The organism is Secundilactobacillus paracollinoides DSM 15502 = JCM 11969 (genome assembly GCF_001311135.1).
GTDB classification, from domain to species: Bacteria; Bacillota; Bacilli; order Lactobacillales; family Lactobacillaceae; genus Secundilactobacillus; species Secundilactobacillus paracollinoides.
In genome coordinates this window covers 15992-39909 of sequence record NZ_BBAG01000022.1, presented here as the reverse complement: position 1 = coordinate 39909, position 23918 = coordinate 15992, and the positions used below count along the sequence as shown (strand labels likewise).

Sequence of the window (23918 nt, the reverse complement as noted above, 5' to 3'; positions counted from 1 at the left end):
CCTTATTGTTTGTCGGTATCACCATGAAGATGACTGATCAGGTGCAAGACCGCCACGAACTGATCTGCATCAAAATCGGGGATCACATTCTTAGCTGCCTGACGCACCTCAGCCTCTTCCTTCTGCAAAATCGCGTTTAGTTTCGGGTAAAGTGCTTCCCCCTCAGCGGTGAGATTGAGTTGGAACGCACGCTTGTCGGTTGGCGACTGCTGGCGCACAACGAAACCTAGGGTCACGAGTTGTTTGATTGCTCGGGTCACATTACTCGGATTAATGAACTCTGCTTCAATTAATTCTTTTTGTGTTAACCCGGGATTATCGTGAATTTTTAAAATATAGTAGTACTGGCTTGCAGTGAGGCCCAAACCAGCCAGTTGTTGACCGAGATATTGGCTGATCTGGCGCCCAGCAATCACCAGCCATTTGGCGACTGCGTTTTCACCTGTATCCTTCATGGTGTCCCTCCCTTATCTTAAAGTCGACCCCAGTATAGCGATAAATAGTTGCGAGCGCAAGTATATTGTTTTGAAGAGGTGTTTATTCGGTTGGTTTTTGGATATTAAAAAGGACCGCGATGTGGATTCGTGGTCCCTTTTGCTGGGTGGTATTTTGGTGCTTCGAAAAGTTTAGAGCCTAGATTTCTTTTTTGGATAACTTGGATATTGTAGATTTACTTGTATTTGTTTTTAGATTCGTGGAATTTTTCTTGGCCACCGTGCCGAAACGCGCTCCAGAAGGCAAGGAGTTGCACCTAAGGGGACTTTGACAAAAATCCAAACCCGGAATTTCTGTCAAAGTCCCCTTAGGCTCCACTCCTTAACCGCCTTCTTCCACGCTCTGCTACTGGAATCTCCTCAAATAATGCTCAAAATTCTCATCCTCATCAATCGTGGCATCCAACTTTCCCTGATACCAATCGATCTTATGCCGGACAACTTCCAGGTTTGCTTCCAATTCCTTAATTTCATCTTCAGCATTGGTCTTGACCCGCGATAGGAGTGCGACCCTCTGCGGGATGGTCTCATCACCCTGAGCTCGCCACGTCACGTAATCCTTTAACTCACCCATGCGCATGCCAGTACCCTTTAGATGCAGGATAAACCCGATCCACTTAATATCAGCATCCGTGTAATATCGCTGACCATTGTCGTCGTAATGCGGTTTGATCAGTCCTTCATCTTCGTAGTATCGCAGCGTTGAGTTTGGTAACCCAACCTTTTTACTAAAAGCACCAATTTTATAGATTGTTTCTGCCATAGAAGTCCCTCTTTTCTCATTGTCTTTGTACATAGCCTAACACTTCAAGTACGCTTTAAGTCAAATGATGTTTTGGTATTTGCGCAAGGAAAGACAAAAGACCCATAATTTTCAAGCATTTCCACCCCATTAAACGTGCTACACTGATGCTAACAAGTCGATTCGGAGGGATGACAATGACAATTGAACAAACACCAAAACTCGCACTGGGTACCTGGGCGTGGGGTGACGCCGGTGGCGATGATTACTTCGGCGGGAATACTAAGACCGAGGTCAATCTGCGCCCCGTTGTGGACGCCGCCATGCGTTCTGGTTTGAATTTCTGGGACACCGCTTACGCCTATGGTTCTGGCGCATCGGAGAAAATCCTTGGGAACCTGCTGCAGGCTTATAAGCGTGATGAGTATGTCCTCTCGACCAAGTTCACGCCGGCGATGGCCAGCGACTCTGACACGGCAATGACCGACATGCTGGCGGGCAGTCTTAAACGACTACACACCGACTATGTTGACCTGTACTGGATCCATAACCCAACCGACGTTGAGAAATGGACACCGCAGTTGATTCCGTTAGTGAAAAGCGGCCACATTAAACGCGTGGGCGTTTCAAACCATAATCTGGCACAGATCAAACGAGCAAACGAAATTCTGGGTGAAGCTGGTATCCAGGTCAGTGCCGTTCAAAACCATTTTAGTCTACTATACCGGTCTTCGGAAAAAGCGGGCATCCTAGACTATTGCCAGCAACACAACATCACGTTCTTTTCATACATGGTGCTCGAACAAGGCGTTCTGACTGGTAAATACAACACGGCTAATCCGTTACCTGAAGGCAGTCAACGCGCGAAGAACTACAATCCGCAATTGCCTAAATTAGAAAAACTAACCGCCGCACTCACGGAAATCGGTACCAAATATGACGCATCCGCCGCAGATATCGCAACGGCCTGGGCGATTCAAAAAGGCACCGTTCCAATTATTGGCGTCACAAAAGCGAAATACATTGCTGATGAGCAACGTGCGATCAAGTGCCAGCTTTCAGCCGATGAGATGGCGCGCCTCGAGACCCTTGCCAATGAGACTGGTGTGGATACTCGCGGTTTCTGGGAGAAGCCGATGACTGACTAGTCCTTTAAAACCCACTGATACTTGATTCATGCGTATCAGTGGGTTTGTTGTATTGTACAATATCTAGCTATATCAATAATCATCATAAATTGTCATTTTTACATTCAGCGTCAATTTGACACTTTTTCAACTCCTCAGCATGTACCTTAAGCGTCATTCTTTGAATTTCATTGATAATTTCGCTAAACTGAATTTAAGGTTGCTGGCACATCGTTACGAATCTGATCTCGTCGCGCCTGATTCACTTTAAAAAGTACTATCTGCTATATACAAAATACTGCTATTACCCCATTCTTCAAAGGAGGTGTCCTATGGAAGTCCCTACTGATAAGCGTGTTTCCATGTTTGAACTATTCTACGATTTAGTGTTTGCCTACATGATTGCCCAGGCAACCGACCTGATTCACCATTTACATCATGGTGTGCTGTCGCCGATAACCTTACTTATTTTCGTGTTTGTCATTATTGTGTTTATTAATTCCTGGATGGTGCAGTCCGTCTTCACCAATCGCTATGGTCGTTCCTCCTGGATCGATATTGGCTTTACCTTTATAGATATGATGATTGTATTATACATGTCAAATTCTTTTGCTGCGACGCTCAACACAGACCTGCATCCGTTTTTCATTGCGGCAGGGCTATTATCGCTCACCCTGTTGCTGCAATACGGTATCGTTCTTTTCCGGACACAAGAACAGATCGACCGCCGGATTGCCGCGGACTTTGTCGGTATTTTATTGATTCGAACGGTGACGTTATTGTCAGCCGGCTACTTACCGTTAAGAACAGGGCTGCCACTGGCAATTATTGGTATTCTGATTAGTTGGACAGCACCTGCCTTTACTGGCCGGCAAACAAAACAACATCCAATCATTTTTTCACATCTGTTGGAACGGCTGACACTACTCACGATCATTACCTTTGGTGAAACAATTGTCAGCATCGCCACCTTCTTTACGCGCGACGCCCTCTCGTGGACTTCCGTTTTGATTTTCATCATCGTCGCAAGTCTCTTCTTCATCTACATTGTGCAATTCGACCATCTGATTGCCAGCAGTCGAAGCGGTGAGACCGGCAACTTACTGATTTACCTGCATTACCCGATCATATTTGGGCTTAGCCTTGTCACTGTGTCGCTTCACTTTATCGCAGACGCTGAAGCCAATCTTAATTTTGCGGTCACAGCGCTCTATGCTGCATCGGCCTCCTACTTTTTGGCGTTTGGTCAGCTAAACGCTATAATCAACACCGCTTTCGTATTCATAATCACATGGGCATCTGGTTTGTGGTAACCACTGTAATAGGTTACGTGGGCTGTCTATGGCGCAACTCATTTCAAGATGTTGTGCTCATGACGACCATCGTGACCGTTGCAGCCTGTGCCTACACTGTCTATTACAGATTTAAGGCCCAAAATAACCAAAAATAGACTAACGGTAGTGTCAATTCACCGTTAGTCTATTTTTATTGTTTTCTATTTCGCCTAGTCGAACCCGTTCAAGCAGGCGCTCGAGAGTGGCAACCTCAGCCGACGACAAGCCGTGTAGGTAGCGATCAAACGTCTCACTTTCAAATCGAAACAAGCGGGTTTTTAAAGCCAGACTTTTTTGCGTTGGAAAAAGGACCTTCAGTCGAGGTTGTGTCGGATGATCGCGCTTTTCTAAATACCCATCCGTTACCAACTTAGAAACGGCACGAAACGCAGTCGTTCGATCCACACCAATGGCCGTCGCAAGGGCCTGCATACCAATGCCCGGCTGCTCCAGCACACGAATCACGTAAATGAACCGATTGTCGTCCAACCGCTCATCACGCCATTCACGATTAGCTGTCCCGTTAACTTCTCGAGCGATCCAGCCGATATCGCGCCAAATTTGTTTCCCATTTTTTTCTTCATCTGTCATGGCTTAAGTATAACAAAACGTTGTTGCAAATACAACATCGTCGTGTTATCCTTGTTGCAAATACAACAAGTAATCAGGTGCAATATCGTGCTCTCATTTTTAACATTCAATTGGATCATGGCGATCACGCCCGGTCCCAACACCATCATGGCTCTGTCAGAAGGTCAAAACAAAGGGTTTCGTCGTGGACTGGCGTTTAATTTCGGTAGTTTTATTGGGTTCTGGCTGGTCGGGCTAGTCGTTGCCGGTCTGTCGGCCAGTGTAGTCAATAATCCGCAGCTCACCACCGGACTGAAACTGATCGGGTCGCTCTATCTGATCTACTTAGCCGTGCATAGCCTGTTACCTGCCTCAAGCATTGAAACCAGTGAGGGCTTAAACCACCCTATTTTTGCGGCCATTTTGCTTCAGGCAACTAACATCAAAATCTATTTGTACTACATTGCTGGTTTAACAGGGTTTGCGACTGTTTTTTCGACCAATCGGTACAGTGTGTGGTTGAAACTTACCGTGATGGTGGTGATCGGCATTTTAGGAACACTGATCTGGACGTTAGCAGGCCATTATTTAAAAACGTTTTACGAGCGTCACCAGGGTGTTGTTAATCTGGTGGTGGCCCTGTTGCTGGTGGTGAGTGTCGTTGATTTATGGCGGTAGTTGACCGACGAATCCTGCTTGAGTTGACTGACACCATCATTAACAGTTGAATGAGTGAGCTTAATTTGTACCCCGTTCATGCCAATAGCGCTACTGGTAATGCTGCGCCCGACCACCCATTAACGTTTATTCCGATAATCACGAACGTTCAAAAACCGCTGCAACTCTTCAGGCTCGTCATTCTCCTTCAAGTGCGCCATGTATTCCTGATCCAAGTCTGGCTTGACTTCGTTTGAATCCGGAACGAAATGCAAGGATTCGGTTCCCACGTCAACCGCCGTTTCGTAATACCATTTCTTGAACTTTAGGTAACTCAATGTTTCTTGCAGATCATTGATTTGCCGTTGCAGGTCTTCTTCATGATCTTCCAATAGATGATAGCGCTGATTAAGCGTGCTGTCGCCCATTAACCGTAAGTGAATAAATTTACCAATGTCGTTTACTGAGACACCGGCGTTCTTTAAACAAATAATTGTCCGCATCAAATGGACGTCGTTTTCGGTAAATTGTCGGCGTCCGTTCGCGCTGCGTTTAACGAACGGCAGCAGACTGATTTGTCGTAGTAACGAAGTGTGTCAATGCTGACACCCAAGGTGCTGGCTACTTGACCAATACTGTAACTCATACTTATGCCTCCCTATTTTGGACTCTCAATCACAATTTTACCAACCACCGAATTGGCACTTAAGCAGTCATGCGCTTGAGTGATTGTCCTTGCGTTAATGGGTGCCACAATCCTTTTTGTCAGTGTGGATGTGATGTCACCATTATCCAACAAACGACTTAAAAGGGCTAGAGCTGCTCCCTGGGTTGCCATCTCGTATCCTAAATTAGATTTCGTAAACATCAACTCCCAGTCAAAACTCAGCGATTTCGCTTGCAAACTCATGATATCGATTGGCTCAGGCGTCAGCGCAACGTTCACGAGGTGTCCAAACGGTCGCACGATCGCACGCGCAATATCGAAGTATCTGGCAGTATCAAAGAGATTGACAACAGCGTCAACAGTCGGATATCCTGCCTGTTTGAGTTGTGCCTGAATATCGCCGTGGTAATCAATACAGACAGCCGTCCCATGCTCGCGCAACCAGTCGAAGTTGTTGGGGCTCGCGGTAGCAATCACGGTCAGCCCCATCCAACGAGCAAGTTGGGTCAGGACGGAACCTGCCCCGCCTGCACCATTAATGACAAGCAGTGTGTCGTTTTTGTGAGCACCTCGGGTCGGCTGAACCCCTAATTTATCCACTAAAATTTCGTACGCCGTCAACCATGTCAACGGCATCGCAGCCGCTTGCGCAACCGGAATCCTCGTTGGTGCCAACGCTGTTAGTCGTTCATCAACTAATTGATAGTCCGCGTAACACCCATCTCGGCTCGTAGTACCAGCATAAAAGATGACGTCACCGATCTGATACTGATTGGCGCGGCTGCCAGTTGCCACCACTTCGCCCAAAGCATCGTAGCCTAGCACCCGCGGATCAGTCGCTGTGATCCGGTGAATGCGTTTGATATCAATTGGATTAATGGAAATAGCCTCAATTTTGACGAGAACATCGTGGGCTTGGGGGCTCGGACGTGATGTTTCTTCATCCATAAGTTCCCGGTTTTCGTTTACAACTACCCTTCTCATTGATAGCTCCTTTCTATGACCAAAAGGCCTCGCCAAGCAACTGGTCAGGCCCTTTGTATCCTGCTAGGCTGGTGCATCAGCTTTTAAAGATAACTCGTGATACTGTTCAACTTCAGCCAGGGACGTCGACAGTTCCTGTTTCATGCCGTTCGTCGCAAATTCGCCAAGTGGTAAGTGTCCCGGAACTGGTTCATCAGCAGTCGCCACGTCAAACATCAGTTGGGCGATTCGAACCGGGTCACCAGGCGCTTGCGTTGTGCCGCTGGCAGCACCGCTGATCATCTCCGCAAACTGCTGATAATCGTTAATTTCAACGGGTGCCGTCTTACCGGCATTCCATTTGGTTCGAGCCCCGCTTGGTTCCACCAGCATCACCTTGATGCCAAGCCCCTTTACCTCTTGACGAAGCGCATTTGAGACCCCTTCAACCGCAAACTTGGTTGCGCTATACCAGCCAAATGTGGGCAACGACGTGATGCCTAAAACGGATGAAACATTGATGATCAGGCCGCTTTTCTGTTGCCGCATGACAGGTAACACGGCCTTTGTGACGTTTGCGAGGCCAAATACATTGACGTCAAACAACTGACGAACATCCGCCTCATTTGACTCTTCAACCGTCCCAAAATAACCCAACCCGGCGTTGTTCACTAACACATCGATCCCCCCGAACCTCGCCTGACCCTGTTTGACGGCTTCAGCAATCTGGTCTTTATTGGTCACATCCATGACAACCTTTTCAATTGCCGTTTGATCATAGTCGTTCAAATATGCTAAGTCCGCCAAGTTTCGAGCCGCCGCAATTAAATTAACGTCTTCATGTTGCGCAATGATTTTGGCTAATGCTTGTCCGAAGCCGCTAGAAGTACCTGTAATGAACCATGTTTTTTAATGAACCATGTTTTTGCCATTTTATATTTTCTCCTCTCTTCTAACGAGACGCCTTGACCAGACCATCCAGCCAAGCTTGATGACCATTCAACATTGGGTTGGGCGTTTGTGCCGCCAATTCAGCAGCCGGTTTGCCAACCTGTGATTCCTGCGTCAGTAACCGAATTCGGCCATCTGCGAATCTTTCAATCACGAAGGCATGGTAAACGTCGAACTGCGTGTCGGCGTCACCATTTTGCCACCCGTGCCAGGCTAACCGAGCGACCTGACCATCTGTCGGTGCAACCAATTCCATGACCTGGGCATCAATGGGAAAGCCAAACGTATCAAATCGGAAATGTTCGCCAAAATGTAAGGTCGTATCGCGCGGATCATCTAACTTAATGTTGGTCGCATTGTCGTAATATGTTGTCCACTGACTGGTGTCCACGAGGTTTGCCCAAACGGCATCAAGTGTGATGCCGCTCGCAATCACCTCGTTTGACACAAAATTGTCGGTGGTGCCTGGTAAATAGTCTGTTGCCCAATTAATTGATTTCATTATAGATTGTCCTCCTAAAAAATAACTTAATTTGGTGATGGACTAACCTTAAAACCTGGAGTCGACTTCAGGTCAAGCACTTTTGATCAATTATTTTTAATAAGTGATTTATTTCCTGATATGACACGCCTTACAGCAGATTCGAAATTGCCGTTTGGTACATCACACACTGATAATCATAAAAACGGGTCCCTTAAAACGCAAAAAAAGAACTAGGACCATCTGGCCCTAGTTCTTGTCGTCTGTCGGATGAGGTAACTTATCCGACCACTTATTCATTTGGTCAATAAACCGTTTGCTGCGGGGGTAAACACCCACAGTATCGCTGTAGATCATATCCAAGGCTAACCGGAGATGATGCTTCGTTTCTGGATGGACCTTGATGGATGATAATTTCGTGAGGTCAACCGCTGAAAATTGGCGCAGGTAAAAAATCGTTCGCTGGTCCAACTTTAGGCGGTTCGGATCCATATGCCAGTGATTTTGACAAAGCAGACCACCATAAGATTCCGAGTAGTCGAACGGTAAATCTGTTCGCCCACAGATCACGCAGTTGCGTAGATTGGGCGCCACACCAAACAATTCCAGAAGTTGCACTTCAAAAATATTAGCAACGATACCGGCGTCCAGACCTTGGTCGATCGCCAACAGCCCATGATACAGCCGGTTATACCAGCTGCCTAACAGTTCGTTATCAGGAATTGCCCGATCAAGCAGTGACATAATATACGTCGCATAAGCGTTCTTTTCAATATCCTCACTAATATTTTGAAAGTGAGCTGTTTCCTTCACTGCATTGATGTACGACAGCCCGGGATCCCGCAGATCACCCACGTAGGTGCCATACGTAAAGGGCAACAGATCCGCCGTCATTTTAAACCCGCGTTTTTTCGCACCCCGGATAAAAAACATCCGTTTGCCAGCCTCCATGGTAAAAAACTTAACCAGTAGATCTCGTTCACGATAGTTTTTCTGCATCATTACGATGCCGTTAAAGTCCATAATTTGGCCGGCCATTGTGTCACCCGATTCTGTTGCTTAGTTTTTTTGATTGGTTTCTGGAGATGGCGAGCAGTGTTTGACTAGCTTTAGTTGTGCTGGCTGTAGCTGTTGCCCCTTCTCTAGTGGAAACGCGCTCCAGAAGGCAAGGGGCTACTGCATAAGCCAACTCTGACACAAATTCCAAGGTTGATATCTTTGTCTTCTTGGTACTGGCTGCAGCTGTTGCCCCTTCTCTAGTGGAAACGCGCTCCAGAAGGCAAGGGGCTACTGTGTAAGCAACTTCCGGCACCAAATCCAAAATCGGGATTTGATGCCGAAAGTTACTTACACTCCGCCCCTTAACCGCCTTCTTCCGCGCTCTTTCTAATAATCGCTCTTCTTATACCCGTAAGCTTGAAGTGCTGACTTCTTATCCTTCCAGCCTGGAACGACCTTAACCCACAGCTCTAGAAAGACCTTGTCGCCCAAAAGGCGTTCGATATCTTGACGGGCTAACGTTCCGATCTTTTTCAACATCGAGCCGCCTTTACCGATCAGGATACCCTTTTGCGTTGGTCGTTCAACAATGATTGTGGCCTGAATATGGACTTTCTTTTCGTCCTGACGGCTCATCTTTTCCACGTTCACAGCAACGGAATGCGGAATTTCCTGACGGGTCAGCTGGAGAATTTTTTCCCGGATCAGTTCTGACACAACAAACCGTTCTGGGTGATCAGTGACTTGGTCATCTGGATAGTATTGTGGGCCATTTGGCAGTGTATCGATGATTTTTTCAAGCATTTCAACCACATTATTGCCTTCCAATGCGGAGATTGGAACAACTTCTTGCCACGGCAAGGCATCCTTATACTGTTCAATCACCGTCAGCAGATCATCTGGTTTTACTTGGTCGATCTTGTTGATAACGAGATAAACTGGTTGTTTAACACTCTTTAATCGGTCGATAATGAAGTTGTCTCCAGCGCCCCGCTTTTGAGTGGCGTTGACCATCATTAAAACGGCGTCGACTTCGTTAAGTGACGATAGTGCAGACTGCACCATAAAATCACCGAGTTCACTCTTTGGTTTATGGATTCCAGGTGTGTCGATGAAAACAATTTGGGCTTCATCGGTGGTGTAAATCCCCTGAATCTTATTCCGCGTCGTCTGTGCTTTGTCAGACATGATGGCGACCTTTTGGCCTACCACCCGATTTAACAACGTTGATTTACCAACGTTTGGTCGGCCTACAATGGCCACGAATCCTGATTTAAAGTTTGGATTATCCAACTGTGTTCCTCCTGAAATGATTAAAAAAACTTGAGTAGTTCCGGAATATAAACGAGACAGCCAATGATGACTGCGAAAAATGCTGCCAATAAAACACCGCCAGCGGCCACATCCTTGGCCTTTTTGGCAGCTGCCTCATACCGCTCACCGACCACCAGATCAACAATGGATTCAGCAACAGTGTTCAGTACTTCGGCGGTCACCACCATAAAAATCGCAAGTGTGACCCACAACCATTCGTTGATTGACAGCCGCACAACGATCCCCAGCAGAATGGCGAGAATTGCAAAAATCAAGTGCTTGCGAAAATTACGCTCCGTCAGCACTAGATCCTTCACACCGTCAAACGCGTGGCCAAAGGACTGCCAAAACGATTTATTTTTATTGACTTGTTTATCGTTTAAGCCCATAAGCGTCCAAGATATCCCTCTGTAGTTTAAACATGACCTTTTCGTCTTCAGCCTTCATGTGGTCGTAGCCGTTTAAATGCAGGAAGCCATGAACGACCAAAAATCCGAGTTCCCGGTCATAAGAGTGTTCCAGAAAGTCAGCTTGTTCCCCAACTTTGTCCACGGAAACAAAAATGTCACCAATGTTTTCTGGAATGACTTCGCTTAATTCGTCATCCATCACAATTGGAAACTCATCTTCCTCTGCACTGTCTTCGATGGCAAAACTGATCACGTCAGTTGCCCGGTCAACGCCCCGGTATTCTTTGTTGATCTCTTGAATCCGGTCATTATTGACTAGCGTCACAGACATTTCGGTATTTTCTCCGAGTTTAATGTACTGGCCTGCATACTCCAGGACGTCTCTAATCAACTTAACCTTTTCGTCTGGGAAGCCATCGGTTGTTTCATCATAAATCTCTAAATCCATTTATTATTACGCTCGCTTTTTAGTTATTTTCTAGTTTTTCGTAGGCATTGATGATTGCGGCAACCACTGGGTGACGCACAACATCGTCGGCCGAGAATTCAACAAACTCAATGTGGTTGACACCCTTTAAGATCTTAGTTGCTTGAATCAAACCACTCTTCGCGTTCCGTGGCAAATCGATCTGGGTCACGTCCCCGTTAACGATCATCTTGGAGCCAAAGCCCAAACGGGTCAGAAACATCTTCATTTGGGCATTGGTTGTATTTTGCGCTTCGTCCAAGATGACGAATGCGCCGTCCAACGTCCGGCCACGCATATAAGCCAACGGCGCAATTTCAATCACACCGCGTTCCATCAAGCGATTCGTATGTTCCGCGCCAAGGATGGCGTATAACGCATCGTAAATGGGCCGCAGATATGGGTCAACCTTATCCTTTAAGTCCCCAGGCAGGAACCCAAGACTCTCGCCAGCTTCAACGGCTGGACGCGTTAAAATGATTTTTTCAACATCACCGCGCTTGAGCGCAGCGATAGCCATCACAACTGCTAGGTAAGTTTTACCCGTCCCAGCTGGGCCAACGCCAAAGGTCACGTCGTTGTGTTTGATTGCATCAATGTATTGGCGCTGTCCGTAGTTCTTAACCCGAACAGGACGGCCCTTTGCGTCTTTAATAAGCGTTTCAGTATATAAGTCCAAGAAGTAGTCCAGCGTCCCGCGGTCGGCCATTTTCATGGCACTGACAACATCGGCACTGTTTAGCTGAATCCCTTCTTCAACCAGTTTGTCCATTTTTTGTAAAATGGTAATTGTTTTTTCAACTTGAAAAGGTTCGCCCGCAACCTTAATGGTCGTGCCAAACGGATTGACCGTCACATTGAGGCCCTCTTCCAGCAGTGAAACGAACTGATCCTGCGCGCCTAGTAACGAAATTTCACGTTCTGGATTGGCAAGGATGAATTCTTTTTCGGTTTGTGTATTGTCAGCCAAATATCATTGACTCCTTTGTATTAGATTAGTCTTTCGCTCTATATATTATACGACAAATGCCCGCAAAAAGCTTGTCACACTTACCACCGCAGCAAAGGTTGTGACAGGGGTCTTGGATTAAAAGTCGATGCGGCATTTCGGACAATAGTCGCAAATTAAAAGGACTACTAGCGCATTGCCTAGTAGTCCCATGTTTGTATATACCAATTTTCTAAATATCAATCGCACTGATTTGCTTGATCAACCTAAGGTCTCTTTTTCGGCCGCTTCATACTGATCAAGCTGGTCACCAAACTTTGCGTTAAAACCGTCAAGTCCGCCAGCAACAAACGCATACTCATAGTCAAATACCTTTTCATACGCTGCGGAGAACTGCGACAGCAGCTCATGATGTGAATCCCCCGCTAGTTGCAACGCCATTTGAATCACTCGAAAATCCGTGTATGCTAACTCAAACTGAATGGCCCACGCCCGCATAAATTCATGCTGCGCCTGAATATGCAAGAAATGATGTTCCACCGTCCACGACAACCGCTCAATTGAATTTTTGACATCGAGCACGTCGACCCATCCAAACTTTTGTTGACTAACTGCTGCATCAAATTTTCTATAGCGTAAGCGTTTTTATATCAAATTGCAATGAAACAGATTAACAGTTTTAAGGCCTGATTTATCAGTCAATTGTATGTAACAAGTGTCACTCATTTAAGACTTTTTTCTCCTATGTCGCCGAATTTTGAGCAAACAAAAAAAAGCCTCGGTAGTCGCTACCCAGACTTTCCTCTAGCGCTTATTTACTTAACAATGCCTTAACGGTCTTGTTGACCAAAGCACCATCAGCTTGACCCTTAAGTTTAGGCATTACAGCGCCCATCACTTTACCAAAATCAGCCATTGAACTAGCACCGATTTCGCTCACAGTATCAGTAATGATCTGCTTCACTTCGTCTTCGCTGAGTTGCTTTGGTGCATACTTAGCAAGAAATGCAAGTTCCTTATCCAAGCCATCGACCAGATCCTGACGGTCAGCATTGGCGAATTCTTCACGGGATTCTTTACGCTGCTTGATCTCACGTGACAAAACAGTGAGTTCATCGTCAGCAGTTAAATCATGGCCAACCTTAACACGTTCGTTGGTCAAAGAGGCTTTAACCATTCGAATGACATTTAATGCCAGCTTGTCATGCGCCTTCATCGCAGTCTTTAAATCTTCATTTAACGTTGTTTCTAATGACATAATCGTTTTCCTCCCGTATTTAATATCTAATTTCATAAAAAAGGCCCTGCGTAAACACAGGAACCTTTTAAACAACTAGAAACGACGCTTGTTCTTACGTTTCCGTGCTGCTTCAGATTTTAATTTGCGTTTAACGCTTGGCTTTTCATAAAACTCACGTTTACGGTATTCTTGTAATGTACCGCTTTTTGAAACGGTTCGTTTGAAGCGCCGAAGAGCATCGTCAAGAGACTCGTTTTTGCGAACGACTGTCTTTGTCATGTAAATTCCCTCCCTCCGGACTCAAATAGTAACTTATCAAAAATGAGCATTACGAAAATAACGTTCACCTCAACATTTCTTTTTAATTATACATATCTCGGGGCGAATCGTCAATAAAACAAACGTATTTTTCGAAAGGTTTTATGCTAAACTAGAAACAATGAAAACTCACATCTGGAGGTAACAAAAATGGCCGAAAACGAACAGATCGAAATCTTTATTATTTCCGACTCGTCCGGTGAAACTTCCCTGACAGTTGCGCAAACGGCTGTCGCTCAGTTTCCTGATTTAAACGTTAAATATCAACGCTTTCCGTTCATTCAAACAGCTTCGATCTTAAAGGGTATTCTCGACCTTGCCAAGAAAAAGAACGCTGTCTTGTATTATACATTAGTCACGAAATCACTGACTGAACAGATTCGTGATTTTACCGCAGAAAACAACCTGCAGGCGTTTGACTGCATCCAACCTGCCATGAAGGTGTTATCCAACCGCAGCCACTTGGAACCCGCTGCGATTCCAAGCATGAACCACAGCTTGACTGACACCTATTTTGACCGGATCAGCGCCATGGAGTTCGCTGTTGCCTACGACGATGGCAAGGACCCCGCTGGCCTTCTGAAGGCGGACATCGTCATTTTAGGGGTATCACGAACCTCTAAGACCCCACTATCACTGTTCTTAGCTAACCGAGGACTAAAGGTGGCAAACTTACCATTATCGCCAAAGGCTCAGTTACCAGACGACCTGTGGAAAGTGGATTCCAATAAGATCATTGGCCTCACAAACAATCCAAAGGTCCTGCGGCGCATCCGCCAGCAACGGATGATCTCCTATGGGCTCCCTGCTGAAAGCGACTATTCTGATACAAATAAGATCAAGGCAGAACTTGAATACGCCGACACCATCTATCGTAAGATCGGTTGCCTTGAAATCAACGTCGCCAACAAATCGATTGAAGAAACGGCCACGCTGATTCTTGAAAGTTTGAATTTGGAACCGGCTGAAGTGGATACTATCAAAGATTAGCGCGTTAAACAGTAGCTGAGGTCCGTTTCATTCCGTAATTTGGCACGGCGCAGTAGTGGCTCGCGATGAAGCTAATTCGATTTCTGCTACGCAGCTCTCGAATGGATCTTCATCGTCTCGCACATCAGTAACCGACCAAAGAACGGTCGCTTACTGATGTCGACACCACAGCGCCGTGCCAAATTGCGCCATTCCACTAACGTTAGACTTACTGTTTACCACTAGTCAAGCATTCCAATGGCGTTAAACCAAGTTCGAAGAGAATCCGCCCTCAACTGCTAGCAAATCTCTCAACAGCAATGCTTCTCACAGTGGGTTAGTTGCTGTCATTGGCTCATTAACAGGTTTCAAGGCAACCCTTATGAAACCTTCCCATCTATTATAACGATTGCAAGTACCGTAGCGCAGTGGAGCCATTCGGCATTGCAGGTCCAAATGGTGTAACGAAGCGGCATCAAAGCGATACTTTGAATCTCTCAACCAAAAATCAAAAGAACCCTTCTAAATCGCACTCACGATTTAGAAGGGTTCTTTTATTATTACTCCTGGAGATACTGATCAAATGGCACGCCAGCCAACACATCTTTTTCAAGGTGCGGATTAAACTGCTGGTGCTTCAACATTGCGACCTCGTACCCATAAGGTGGCAGCTTGTGCTTCTTATCAATGGCGACCCATGGGGTTTCCATGATCTTTGGCACGTTCTCCAACAATGGATGGTGCGCAACGGCATTTAGGGCGTCAAACCCAATTGTACCACTGCCCATAAGTTCATGACGGTCCTTGTGACTGCCGCGGGGGTTCTTTGAATCGTTAAGGTGAATGACCTGAAGTCGTTCCAACCCAATGACCTCATGGAAGTGTTTCAACACACCGTCAAAGTCGCCCGCAATGTCATAACCGGCATCGCTGGTATGACAAGTATCAAAACAGACGGAGACCTTATCGTCTAACTTGATTTTGTCGATCATTTCGGCAATCTGTTCAAACGTGATGCCGACTTCAGTCCCCTTGCCAGCCATGGTTTCAATCGCGATATGAACGTGCTGGTCTTCGGTAATGATCTCATTGAGTCCCTTCGCAATCTGAGCAATGGCGGGTTCTGGCCCGGCACCAACATGTGCACCGGGGTGTAAGACGATCTGGGTGGCGCCTAACGCATCCGCCCGCTTGACATCTTCCTTCAAAAACTCAACCGCAAAGGGATAGTTTTCAGGCTTAACCGTGTTGCCTAAATTCACAACGTAGGGTGCGTGCACCACGATCTGCTGCAGATCGTGGTCCTTCATGTACGCCTGTCCCGCTGGAATATTCAGCTCGTCGATCGGCTTGCGACGGGTATTTTGTGGTGCCCCGGTATACACCATTAAGACGTTCGAGCCGTAACCCGCCGCCTCCTTGGCTGACCCCAGCAGCATCTCCTTGCCCTTCATACTTACGTGTGACCCAATCAAAAATGTCATGTCCTACAACCCCTTTTCAATGACGTGAACGACTTGTTCGGAAGCCGTCCCATTTTCCCAACTGCAGTATTTCTGATTAAAACCAGATAATTCCGTGCGGTAATCACTGAACCCACCGTCCCGCTGAAACGCTGTCAGATAAGTATCTAACTGGTCCTCAGTCGTTGCCAGCGGACCCGGAATTTCGGCTTGGTAATTGAAATAAAAGCCGCGAAGCTGATCACGATAGTGCTCCAGATCATAGGCGTAAAACAGCATCGGCCGTTCCAGATTAGCGAAGTCAAACATCACTGACGAGTAGTCCGTAATAATCAGATCAGTGATGAGATACAGATGCGCAATGTCTTCATCCGCCAGAATCTTAACCCGGTCTTCAAACCCGCGGATATCGATCTTATCCTTCACCAGATAATGCGGGCGGAGCACCAGAATCGTTTGGTCATCGACCTGGTCTAAAAACCGCTGCAGGTCAAATGGCAGTTGGAAATGATACTGGCCATTCTTGATGGCATCATCGTCTCGCCACGTTGGTGCGTAGGTAATCACAGTCGCGTCTGGACTGCCGACTAACCGCTGTTTTAATTCTCGAATTTTGTCTGGTCGGTTATCCTGATACAGCACATCGTTGCGCGGATACCCAATTTCTAAAAACTGGTTATGAAACTTAAACGCTGAACGAAAAACCTTCTTAGAATACGCATTTGGCGCAATCAAATAGTCCCAGCGACTCGCCTCACGGGTAAATTGTTGGTAGTAATCTTCAGTAGTTGTCCCCGGAATCGCCACATTTTCAATATCGACACCAAGATGCTTTAGCGGCGTCCCATGCCAGGTCTGAATATAAATCGTCCGCCGGTTTTTGCGCCACCAATTAGGCATCCGCGAATTGAAGACCCAGTAGTGGGCATGCGCCATGAGCCACACCCATTTTAAGGAAAAGCGTTTGACCAGCAAAATATCCGGATACTTCGCCTTTAGACGCGCGTAGTAACGCGGCTTAACGCCAAAATAGGCCGTCTTCGCTAATTCTGGGTGGTCGGCAACCAGCTGGTAATAAATGGCGGCCGGATTATCGTTAATGTCGTTGCCGTTAAAGCTCTCAAACATCAATAAGTTTTTCTTCGGTGAAAACAAAATGAACCCATCGTTCAGCACGATGAGTCCATAACGAATCACGATTTTGAGCCCCTTAACGATCTGGTTTAATCCCCGAGACAGTGCCATCATGATTCCTCCTAAATTAAATTAATCAACTAAATTAAATCAACGAACCGTGACCGGAACTTGTAGTGCAAGTGTGAGCCGATCAGCAAGAAGAACAGGACAAAGAACCAGAAGCTCAGTGTCAGTGTTGGTCGTTGCCAGAACCAGCCTTGGCCAAACAGTGTTTCCCGGAAACCGGAAACCACGTAGAAGAATGGGTTGACCTGCATGATCCGAACGATCACTGGTGGGAATGAGCCCGTCTCAAAGTTGAACAGGACACCTGATAGATAGAACAGCATCCGCATGACAGATTGGAGCAGGATATGATAATCCCGCACCAGCACCGAGACTGCCGAGTTAAATATCCCAAACGCCAGCATCAGCATCATCATCGCGAAGAAGTAGTAGATTGACTGGAACCAGTAGATGTTTGGGCGCATCCCGTATAGGAACCCAACAAAAACGGATACGACCAGCATGGTCCAAAATGAGCTCAAGTTAGAAATAATTCTGATCGATGGCAGAATTGAAACTGGGAACTTCATTTTTGAGACGATGTTGACCCGTTGGTAGATACTCTTTGAAGCATCCAAGGTTGCCCGGTTCATGAAGAACCAAGGCGTGATCCCGATAACCATCCACGGCAGGTAGTCAGCGCCACCGGTTGTCCCGCTACGCTTTAAGCCGACCCCGAACACTAACCAATAAATACAAATTTGAATCAACGGATACAGGTATTCCCAAACTAACCCCAGATAATGGCTTTGGTAACTGGCCATATCTTCATAACGTGAGATTCGAAACACGATTCCCATGTTTTTAAACTGCTCTTTGAATAAGGTAGCAACCTCTTTCAAGTTAAAACACTCCTTTAAACCGACTATTTTCCTAAATAGTCGCAGTAATATGTCACAACCCGCTGAGTGGCCTGACCGTCATTGTAAGTGTTCCAATGGTGGTTAAACGCTGAATAATCAGTAGCTTGATCCGCAATAATTGCTTGTTTGAGCTCCGCAGGCGTCTTCAGCGGCGGCGTGGGCAGCCACTTGACGAAGTGCGGCTGAATGCCAGGATTTTGCGCGTACGCTTCTAAGTCCGACATGTAGAACAATAAACTGTGGGCTGAGCTGAGTAAGCTAAAATCAAAGGCAATTGACGAATAATCAGTAATCAGTGTTTCACTCACTGCCAAAAGATCCGTCGTTGACAGATTCGGGTAAAACCGGATCTGGTGGTGCGAGGCCTGGCTAAACTGCTGCTCGTACTTTTGTAATACGGGATGCAGCTTCACAACAACGACCGCATCTGGGTCCGCCATCAGGGCTTCCTTCAAGTCCTTTGACAGCTCAAAATGCATGTTCTCCCTATATGTTGGGGCATACAAAATGACCCGGTGCGTCAACAGATCCGGTGCGACACGCTGGACGCGCCGGACTGCAGTTTGTTTCCAATCCTCCGAAAAGAATCGGTCAGACCTTGGATAACCAAGTAATTGCATGCGTTTTGCGGGGACCCGGTAGCTTTCTTCAAACACCTTGCCCATCGCTTGCGACGCAACAACATAGTCATCGAACTGGTTATAGACCCGCTGGAATCTGCGCTGGTCTGTTTTTGACCGTTGCACAGTCTTGGGGTCGCCCCAGCCAAACGTTTAATGGCGCCATTGGCATGCCACAGCTGCACGATCTTTGCGTGCCGCGGGTGCACCAACCCACCTAAAAACGCGTAGTAGTTATCGCAAAAAATCAGCCTTGCCTGCATGATCTTTGGCACACCTTCCAAAACAAAGTGCACATTGTCTTGAAATGGCATGACTGGAATGCCTAACGCGGCTAATTCAGTAGCTTCCACCTCTACTGAAGGTCGGTACAAAACTAGTAACTGGTTCCGGTCAGGCAGCGCATCCGCGAGACGGGCAATAAAGTTCAAGTTATTGCCAAAACTCATCAGATAAACGACCTGCCTGTCTTTCGACCGCGAAAAATAGTTCAGGATCGACACAAAACGAACTAACCATATATAAATTGCTTTCACGACAACCACCAATTCTATGAATTCTCGTGCCCCTTCCGACGCACAACTTGGTATTATACCACATCACTTTATGCTAACCGTACTTTTAAGCAGAATTTAATGCTTATGAATTCCTTAAGCTTTAACGGTTAGCCTGAGGCATCCTAAATTAGGCAGAAGACCAACACTTTCCAGGAAAATAGTTGCGTCGTTAAACCCATTGATCTAAATCGATAGCAACTTAATTGCTAGTTTTGACAGCATTCTTTCATTAATGCAAAGGAGGTGTCAAACTGTCCGATTTTCGTCTGATCTTAACTAATCGGTCAGCGTATCCTTGCGACCATTACACCCATTTTACCCTGTTCGTCAAAAAAACCTAGCGCAGATTTTCTACGCCAGGCTTTTATCATTTGCCTATAGTTTCGGTTCATAGAAGTGTCCCAGAACCTTGTACAACTCTTAGATACTGACAAAGGCGTGGTTATCTGCCTCGTCCATGGCCTCTTCCAAATCGTTCATTTCATACTGTGAGATCACGGTAAATAAAATCGTCTTATTATCATGGTGGTACGCCCCTTCAGCATCGTGCACAATTGTAATGCCCCGCCGAATGTGATTTTGAATGGAGTCGATCACCGTTTTCGGACGGTCAGTAATGATCATGACCTGCATGAGCTGCTGACGCGTATAGGTCATATCCATGACCCGGGCGTTCACGACCAGACCGATGGCGGAGTAAAACGCGTATGGCCAGCCGTACATGAATCCGGCCGCAATGATGATCAACGCGTTAAACATCATGTTGATCGTCCCAATTGAGCGGCCCGTTTTTCGCCGGATAACGATGCCCAAAATATCAAGACCCCCAGTGGAGATCCCGTTTCTCAAGGCTAACCCAGTCCCAAACCCGTTGACCGCACCCCCAAAGATCGCACACACGATCGTCGGTGGTCAGGTGAACCGGGTGCAGCATCTTGATCATTAAACTGGCCATGAAGACCGTGATCATCGTGTACACCGCAAACTGGTGACTGATTTTACGCCAGGCTAGAATGAACAATGGCACGTTCAGTAAGAACAGCCCCAGCGCCGTTGAAATTGTAAATGCAAGATGCCGCTCCGTCAGTGTCGTGACCAGTTGGGCCAACCCTGTGATACCAGATGAATAAATGTGTCCCGGCGTCCAGAAAAAATTCATGGCCACTGAGACCAAAATCCCATAAATAAATGCAGTTGATATCTTTCCAATTGATTGATGGCGTTTAATTAGGCGCTGTACGTCGTCCATGTATTAACCTTCTTTAATGTGATGTCTACCTCGTTATACCCCAATAATCTTACCATAATTGATCACCATCGTTGATTCAACTGTCATTTTTTCATGATTTACTTAATTTTCGTGTTATTTTCCCAGTATTTCTTAACAAAGTCGGCCCGACCAGCCGCCTCTTCTTCCGCCATCCGTTCTGGGTGGAACTTATAAAACTCCTGGTGTTCAGGTTCGGTATCATAAAACGGCTGAACGTCTTCGATCTGCGTCACAATGGGCTTGTCAAAAAGGCCGCTGGCTTCAAGCTTTGCCTTCGACGCCTCAGCAACCTCACGTTATTGCGCGTTTTGGACAAAAATAACCGGTCGATAGTTGTCGCCACGATCCTGGAACTGGCCCATGGCGTCTGTTGGATCCGTTTTCTGCCAGTAAATATCGACCAACTTAGCATATGAAATCACCGTTGGATCATAGATGATCTTAATGGCTTCCGTATGTCCTGTTTCATGGGCCTTTACCTGTTCGTACGTCGGGTTGGCGACATGACCGCCCGTAAACCCGGAAATCACTTGCTTGATACCGGGTAGTGTATCAAACGGCATCACCATGCACCAAAAACACCCACCCGCAAAAATTGCTGTCTCTTCATGCTCACTCATGCGTTTCACCTCGAAATTTAATGCTATTCATTTTACCGCAGTTACCAGTGGCTGACAAGCTGGATGGCCTTGCTATGCTTGATGTGAAAGTAGTTGACTTCCGCTTCGTTCCGCCGGTCGGCCCTGCAGGCTGTAGTCAGAGTGTGGAGCAGGCCTGGTAACTTCCGGGGTGTAAGGCAACTTTGCCGGGAATTCCGGTATTGAATTTCTGGCAAGGTTGCCTTACACTCCGAGAGTTGGCCTGCGGAACACGTTTCAGCAACGTAAATTTAAAAAACAAGGATCTCCTACGTTGAAGTGCGTCAACATCTCCCGTATTAGTAAGCGAGGAAAAAACCCTCGCTAACTAATACCGACACTACTGCCTGCAATGCCGACCAGCTCCACTACGCTACGATACTTGCAATCGTCATCCTAGATGGCAGGTCTTTGCAAGTGTTGCCTCGAAACCTATTAATGAACCATTAACGGCAACTAACCCATTGTGAGAAACCTGGCTGGCATTGGTATTGCTAGCAGTCGAGGGCGGATTCTCTTCGAACTTGGTTTAACGCCATTGTGATGCTTAGCAAGTGGTAACAAGTAAATTCAATATTAGTGGAATGGCGTAATTTGGCACGGAGCTGTGGTGTCGACATCAGTTAGCGACCGTACTTTGGTCGGTTACTGATGTGCGAGACGATGGAGATCCATTCGAGTGGCGCACAGCGACAATCGAATTAGCTTCATCGCGAGCCACCACACGGAGTGCCAAATTGCGGAATGCAACGAAAGCATACAGCAAAAATAAAAAGCACCGCCCAACAGGCAGTGCTTCAACAAAACTAGTCGTTATCTTTATCGTCGTCTTCCTTAGTGACAAACAAGCTCAGATCTTGCAATTGCTTGTCTGAAACCGTGGTTGGGGCTTCGGTCAGTGGTTCGACAGCCTTTGAGTTCTTAGGGAACGCAATGACGTCACGAATGTTTCCGCGCTTAGCGAGCAACCGGGCGAACCGGTCGAGACCGATGGCCAGACCACCATGAGGCGGGAAGCCGTAGTCCAAGGCATTCAAGAGGTAACCGAATTGGTCTTCGGCACGTTCCTTAGTAAACCCAAGGGCCTTCAACATCTTCATTTGCAACTCACGGGTGTGGATCCGAATCGACCCGCCACCAAGTTCCAAACCGTTTAAGATGATGTCGTATGATTGGGCATAGGCTTGATGTGGATCTTCGCCTTCGTCCAGATAGTGCTCATCACCCTGTTTTGGCATCGTGAATGGATGGTGCGCTGGTACCCAGCGCTTCAAGTCAACATCGTAGTCAAACAGTGGCCAGTTCACGACCCAAAGGAACGCAAACTTGTTTTCGTCGATCAGACCAAGTTCGTTAGCAATCGTCCGACGCAGGTAATCCAGTGTTTGGGCAACAACGCGCTTAGAGTCACAAGCAAATAACAGCATGTCACCAGGCTTAGCACCGGTGCGTTCAGTGATCTTTTGGTAAAGGTCTGCGTTATCCTTGAAGAACTTAGCGATTGGACCAGTGAAGTTATCTTCGGTCACCTTCAACCAAGGCAACCCCTTGGCACCAAAGCGGTCGATATGTTCAACGAACTTATCAATGTCTTTCCGGGAGTACTTGTCAGCCCCACCAGGAACCGCAATGGCCTTGACTTGACCGCCATCCTTGAGCACGTTGTTGAAGACATTAAACCCAAGGTCGTCAACTAAGTCGCCCAAGTCCTTCAATTCCATCCCGAACCGAACGTCAGGCTGGTCAGTCCCAAAGCGCGCCATGGAGTCGTCCCAATCTAACCGGTCAAATGGCAATTTAACATCGATGCCCAGGGTTTCCTTCATGACACGGGCAATCAAGCCTTCAGTTAGATCCTGAATTTCTTCAGCATCTAAGAAAGAAGTTTCCATATCGATTTGGGTAAATTCTGGTTGCCGGTCACCACGAAGATCTTCGTCACGGAAACACCGTGCGATTTGGTAGTAACGGTCGAAGCCAGCGCCCATCAGCAACTGCTTAAACAGTTGTGGGGATTGTGGCAATGCGTAGAAGTGACCTGGGTAGACCCGTGACGGTACCAGGTAATCCCGGGCGCCTTCTGGTGTCGACTTGGTCAGATCTGGCGTTTCAATATCGATGAAACCGTTGTCGTCAAAGTAACTGTGGACGGCTTGCGTGATCCGGTTACGAATCATCAGACCGCGCTGCATTTCTGGCCGACGCAAGTCTAAGTAACGGTACTTCAACCGCAGTTCATCCGAAACGTTAATGTCGTCTTGAATGTAAAATGGCGGGTTCTTGGCCTTGTTTAACAGGTTAATTTCAGTGACCCGCACTTCAATTTTCCCAGTCTTCATCTTGGGGTTGATCTCGCGGTCGGCCCGGTTGACAACGTGCCCCTTGATTTCAATCACGTATTCGTTTCGCAGTTGGTCAGCAACTGCCAGCGCATCCTTATCGTATTCTTCTGAGAACACAAGTTGGACGATGCCTTCCCGGTCGCGGAGGTCGATAAAGATCACCCCACCGAGATCCCGGCGTTTTTGAACCCATCCTTTAAGGACAACGTCTTGGTCGAGATACTGCTCGTCAACGAGTCCTGCGTATGTTGTTCGCTTCATTAGAATTTCTC

23 protein-coding genes and 3 pseudogenes are annotated in these 23918 nt (G+C 46.9%); 4 read left to right on the top strand and 22 right to left on the bottom strand.

Annotated elements, in window-relative coordinates; genetic code table 11:
* Positions 1-2: 2 nt before the first annotated feature.
* Together JCM11969_RS08710 and JCM11969_RS08705 are read right to left on the bottom strand one after the other, a co-directional pair.
* Positions 3-455 carry a MarR family winged helix-turn-helix transcriptional regulator gene (locus JCM11969_RS08710; RefSeq protein ID WP_054710533.1) on the bottom strand — a complete coding sequence of 151 codons (453 nt, stop codon included), beginning with the start codon at positions 453-455 and terminating at the stop codon, positions 3-5.
* A gap of 385 nt (positions 456-840) precedes the next feature.
* Entirely contained in the window at positions 841-1257 is a 417-nt protein-coding gene (locus JCM11969_RS08705) for a MerR family transcriptional regulator (protein ID WP_054710530.1), read from the bottom strand.
* A gap of 176 nt (positions 1258-1433) precedes the next feature.
* Between JCM11969_RS08705 and JCM11969_RS08700 the strand changes: the two genes are divergently transcribed.
* On the top strand, positions 1434-2384 hold the full coding sequence (locus JCM11969_RS08700; RefSeq protein ID WP_054710527.1) for an aldo/keto reductase: 951 nt from the start codon (positions 1434-1436) through the stop codon (positions 2382-2384).
* A 311-nt stretch (positions 2385-2695) separates the two neighbouring features.
* The gene (locus JCM11969_RS08695; protein WP_225353198.1) at positions 2696-3676 is read left to right on the top strand and encodes a low temperature requirement protein A; all 981 of its coding nucleotides are present in this window, start codon (positions 2696-2698) and stop codon (positions 3674-3676) included.
* 150 nt (positions 3677-3826) lie between these two features.
* On the opposite strand, the gene JCM11969_RS08690 is transcribed toward JCM11969_RS08695, so the two are convergent.
* Positions 3827-4288 carry a MarR family winged helix-turn-helix transcriptional regulator gene (locus JCM11969_RS08690; RefSeq protein ID WP_054710524.1) on the bottom strand — a complete coding sequence of 154 codons (462 nt, stop codon included), beginning with the start codon at positions 4286-4288 and terminating at the stop codon, positions 3827-3829.
* An 87-nt stretch (positions 4289-4375) separates the two neighbouring features.
* Between JCM11969_RS08690 and JCM11969_RS08685 the strand changes: the two genes are divergently transcribed.
* Positions 4376-4945: a LysE family translocator gene (locus JCM11969_RS08685; protein ID WP_054710521.1), complete on the top strand. Its 570-nt coding sequence runs from the start codon at positions 4376-4378 to the stop codon at positions 4943-4945.
* Positions 4946-5064: 119 nt separating this feature from the next.
* Here JCM11969_RS08685 and JCM11969_RS08680 read toward each other — a convergent pair.
* The 12 genes and pseudogenes from JCM11969_RS08680 to rpsU form a co-directional block, all read right to left on the bottom strand.
* Positions 5065-5570, bottom strand: a pseudogene (locus tag JCM11969_RS08680) (MerR family transcriptional regulator).
* Positions 5571-5582: 12 nt separating this feature from the next.
* Complete coding sequence (locus JCM11969_RS08675; RefSeq protein WP_054710518.1) at positions 5583-6575, bottom strand: zinc-binding alcohol dehydrogenase family protein; 993 nt, start codon at positions 6573-6575, stop codon at positions 5583-5585.
* A 63-nt stretch (positions 6576-6638) separates the two neighbouring features.
* The gene (locus JCM11969_RS08670; RefSeq protein WP_054710515.1) at positions 6639-7451 is read right to left on the bottom strand and encodes an SDR family NAD(P)-dependent oxidoreductase; all 813 of its coding nucleotides are present in this window, start codon (positions 7449-7451) and stop codon (positions 6639-6641) included.
* A 55-nt stretch (positions 7452-7506) separates the two neighbouring features.
* Positions 7507-8007 carry an SRPBCC family protein gene (locus JCM11969_RS08665; RefSeq protein WP_054710512.1) on the bottom strand — a complete coding sequence of 167 codons (501 nt, stop codon included), beginning with the start codon at positions 8005-8007 and terminating at the stop codon, positions 7507-7509.
* A 228-nt stretch (positions 8008-8235) separates the two neighbouring features.
* Positions 8236-9024 carry a DNA repair protein RecO gene (gene recO, locus JCM11969_RS08660; protein ID WP_054710510.1) on the bottom strand — a complete coding sequence of 263 codons (789 nt, stop codon included), beginning with the start codon at positions 9022-9024 and terminating at the stop codon, positions 8236-8238.
* Between the two features lie 348 nt (positions 9025-9372).
* Complete coding sequence (era, locus tag JCM11969_RS08655; protein ID WP_054710507.1) at positions 9373-10278, bottom strand: GTPase Era; 906 nt, start codon at positions 10276-10278, stop codon at positions 9373-9375.
* 20 nt (positions 10279-10298) lie between these two features.
* Entirely contained in the window at positions 10299-10688 is a 390-nt protein-coding gene (locus JCM11969_RS08650; RefSeq protein WP_054710502.1) for a diacylglycerol kinase family protein, read from the bottom strand.
* Positions 10672-11157 carry an rRNA maturation RNase YbeY gene (ybeY, locus tag JCM11969_RS08645; protein ID WP_054710499.1) on the bottom strand — a complete coding sequence of 162 codons (486 nt, stop codon included), beginning with the start codon at positions 11155-11157 and terminating at the stop codon, positions 10672-10674. Before ybeY ends, JCM11969_RS08650 begins: the two co-directional genes overlap by 17 nt.
* A gap of 19 nt (positions 11158-11176) precedes the next feature.
* Entirely contained in the window at positions 11177-12145 is a 969-nt protein-coding gene (locus JCM11969_RS08640; protein WP_054710497.1) for a PhoH family protein, read from the bottom strand.
* Between the two features lie 240 nt (positions 12146-12385).
* Complete coding sequence (locus JCM11969_RS08635) at positions 12386-12706, bottom strand: glycoside hydrolase domain-containing protein (RefSeq protein WP_054710494.1); 321 nt, start codon at positions 12704-12706, stop codon at positions 12386-12388.
* A 229-nt stretch (positions 12707-12935) separates the two neighbouring features.
* The gene (locus tag JCM11969_RS08630; RefSeq protein WP_054710492.1) at positions 12936-13382 is read right to left on the bottom strand and encodes a GatB/YqeY domain-containing protein; all 447 of its coding nucleotides are present in this window, start codon (positions 13380-13382) and stop codon (positions 12936-12938) included.
* A 75-nt stretch (positions 13383-13457) separates the two neighbouring features.
* The gene (gene rpsU, locus JCM11969_RS08625) at positions 13458-13643 is read right to left on the bottom strand and encodes a 30S ribosomal protein S21 (protein WP_054710489.1); all 186 of its coding nucleotides are present in this window, start codon (positions 13641-13643) and stop codon (positions 13458-13460) included.
* 189 nt (positions 13644-13832) lie between these two features.
* On the opposite strand from rpsU, the gene JCM11969_RS08620 reads away from it, so the two are divergent.
* Positions 13833-14672, top strand: a complete 840-nt coding sequence (locus JCM11969_RS08620) for a pyruvate, water dikinase regulatory protein (protein ID WP_054710486.1) — start codon at positions 13833-13835, stop codon at positions 14670-14672.
* A 539-nt stretch (positions 14673-15211) separates the two neighbouring features.
* Here the strand turns inward: JCM11969_RS08620 and JCM11969_RS08615 are convergent.
* The 7 genes and pseudogenes from JCM11969_RS08615 to aspS form a co-directional block, all read right to left on the bottom strand.
* Positions 15212-16135, bottom strand: coding sequence for a deoxyribonuclease IV (locus tag JCM11969_RS08615; protein ID WP_054710485.1), 924 nt, complete (start codon positions 16133-16135; stop codon positions 15212-15214).
* Between the two features lie 3 nt (positions 16136-16138).
* Positions 16139-17362 (bottom strand): CDP-glycerol glycerophosphotransferase family protein, encoded by a 1224-nt coding sequence (locus tag JCM11969_RS08610; RefSeq protein ID WP_225353197.1) that lies wholly within the window; start codon positions 17360-17362, stop codon positions 16139-16141.
* Between the two features lie 26 nt (positions 17363-17388).
* Positions 17389-18198: an ABC transporter permease gene (locus JCM11969_RS08605; RefSeq protein ID WP_054710480.1), complete on the bottom strand. Its 810-nt coding sequence runs from the start codon at positions 18196-18198 to the stop codon at positions 17389-17391.
* Positions 18199-18221: 23 nt separating this feature from the next.
* Entirely contained in the window at positions 18222-18965 is a 744-nt protein-coding gene (locus JCM11969_RS20400; RefSeq protein ID WP_369523217.1) for a CDP-glycerol glycerophosphotransferase family protein, read from the bottom strand.
* Between the two features lie 851 nt (positions 18966-19816).
* Positions 19817-20645, bottom strand: a pseudogene (locus tag JCM11969_RS08595) (YitT family protein).
* Positions 20646-20743: 98 nt separating this feature from the next.
* A pseudogene (gene msrA / locus JCM11969_RS08590) lies at positions 20744-21286 on the bottom strand (peptide-methionine (S)-S-oxide reductase MsrA).
* Positions 21287-22110: 824 nt separating this feature from the next.
* Entirely contained in the window at positions 22111-23907 is a 1797-nt protein-coding gene (gene aspS, locus JCM11969_RS08585) for an aspartate--tRNA ligase (protein WP_054710478.1), read from the bottom strand.
* Between the last annotated feature and the right edge of the window lie 11 nt (positions 23908-23918).

Excerpts from the sequence above, each read along its gene's own strand:
- JCM11969_RS08710 (WP_054710533.1), bottom strand. The coding sequence starts at position 455 with ATGAAGGATACAGGTGAAAACGCAGTCGCCAAATGGCTGGTGATTGCT.
- JCM11969_RS08705 (WP_054710530.1), bottom strand. The coding sequence starts at position 1,257 with ATGGCAGAAACAATCTATAAAATTGGTGCTTTTAGTAAAAAGGTTGGG.
- JCM11969_RS08700 (WP_054710527.1), top strand. The coding sequence starts at position 1,434 with ATGACAATTGAACAAACACCAAAACTCGCACTGGGTACCTGGGCGTGG.
- JCM11969_RS08695 (WP_225353198.1), top strand. The coding sequence starts at position 2,696 with ATGGAAGTCCCTACTGATAAGCGTGTTTCCATGTTTGAACTATTCTAC.
- JCM11969_RS08690 (WP_054710524.1), bottom strand. The coding sequence starts at position 4,288 with ATGACAGATGAAGAAAAAAATGGGAAACAAATTTGGCGCGATATCGGC.
- JCM11969_RS08675 (WP_054710518.1), bottom strand. The coding sequence starts at position 6,575 with ATGAGAAGGGTAGTTGTAAACGAAAACCGGGAACTTATGGATGAAGAA.
- JCM11969_RS08665 (WP_054710512.1), bottom strand. The coding sequence starts at position 8,007 with ATGAAATCAATTAATTGGGCAACAGACTATTTACCAGGCACCACCGAC.
- recO (WP_054710510.1), bottom strand. The coding sequence starts at position 9,024 with ATGGCCGGCCAAATTATGGACTTTAACGGCATCGTAATGATGCAGAAA.
- JCM11969_RS08650 (WP_054710502.1), bottom strand. The coding sequence starts at position 10,688 with ATGGGCTTAAACGATAAACAAGTCAATAAAAATAAATCGTTTTGGCAG.
- ybeY (WP_054710499.1), bottom strand. The coding sequence starts at position 11,157 with ATGGATTTAGAGATTTATGATGAAACAACCGATGGCTTCCCAGACGAA.
- JCM11969_RS08630 (WP_054710492.1), bottom strand. The coding sequence starts at position 13,382 with ATGTCATTAGAAACAACGTTAAATGAAGATTTAAAGACTGCGATGAAG.
- rpsU (WP_054710489.1), bottom strand. The coding sequence starts at position 13,643 with ATGACAAAGACAGTCGTTCGCAAAAACGAGTCTCTTGACGATGCTCTT.
- JCM11969_RS08620 (WP_054710486.1), top strand. The coding sequence starts at position 13,833 with ATGGCCGAAAACGAACAGATCGAAATCTTTATTATTTCCGACTCGTCC.
- JCM11969_RS08615 (WP_054710485.1), bottom strand. The coding sequence starts at position 16,135 with ATGACATTTTTGATTGGGTCACACGTAAGTATGAAGGGCAAGGAGATG.
- JCM11969_RS08610 (WP_225353197.1), bottom strand. The coding sequence starts at position 17,362 with ATGATGGCACTGTCTCGGGGATTAAACCAGATCGTTAAGGGGCTCAAA.
- aspS (WP_054710478.1), bottom strand. The coding sequence starts at position 23,907 with ATGAAGCGAACAACATACGCAGGACTCGTTGACGAGCAGTATCTCGAC.